Origin of the sequence: Gordonia sp. GONU (genome assembly GCF_024733855.1) — a bacterium.
GTDB lineage: Bacteria > Actinomycetota > Actinomycetes > Mycobacteriales > Mycobacteriaceae > Gordonia > Gordonia amicalis.
In genome coordinates this window covers 1-660 of sequence record NZ_JANRHB010000097.1, presented here as the reverse complement: position 1 = coordinate 660, position 660 = coordinate 1, and the positions used below count along the sequence as shown (strand labels likewise).

Below are 660 nucleotides of genomic sequence, written 5' to 3'. Positions count from 1 at the left end.
TGGCTTCGATGAAGAGCGCGCGGTCGGTTTCGTCGACGAGGGAGGCGGTGATGTGCACGGGGGTGTGCAGTGGGACCGGGCGTCGATACTCCACGGTGAGGGTTCGGGTGACTGCGGGTGTTTCGGCGATCCACAGGGTGAAACCCATGATGTCGTCGCATGCCGCTGAGATGGCTCCGCCGTGGGCGAGTCCCGGGGCTCCTGAGTGGCGCTCGTCGAATTGCAGGTCGGCATAGACGTGGTCGCCGTGCAGGTATACCTCGAGGTGCAGGCCATTGGGGTTATCTTCGCCGCATCCCATGCACCATGGTGCGTGTGCTGGTAGTTGCTTGTCGCCACTCATCAGTGACCTTCCTGAGCCTTCAATCGGTACCGCCACCGGCAGTTTCGCTCTGTTACCGACGGTATTGTTGTGCAGTCAGAGGTTCTTGATTATTGGTTCATAGGGAGTGGCCAGGGTGGAAACCATCGATTCCGACGATGTTGACCCGAGGCGGGTTCGGTCGCGTCAGCGTTTGTTGGACGCTGCGGTGACCTTACTGAACAGTGGCGGGGTCGAAGCCGTTACCGTGGAGGCGGTCACTCGACTGTCTCGTGTTGCTCGCACCACCTTGTATCGTCACTTCGAGAGCTCCACAGATCTGGTGGCGGCTGCCTTCG

The 660-nt window shown here is 60.6% G+C and carries 2 protein-coding genes; one reads left to right on the top strand and one right to left on the bottom strand.

What is annotated here, in order from left to right; genetic code table 11:
• The coding region (locus NWF34_RS25335; RefSeq protein WP_258326410.1) for a PaaI family thioesterase at nucleotides 1-343 on the bottom strand (343 nt) is incomplete at its 3' end.
• A gap of 115 nt (nucleotides 344-458) precedes the next feature.
• Between NWF34_RS25335 and NWF34_RS25330 the strand changes: the two genes are divergently transcribed.
• On the top strand, nucleotides 459-660 hold a 202-nt coding region (locus NWF34_RS25330), incomplete at its 3' end, for a TetR/AcrR family transcriptional regulator (protein ID WP_258326409.1).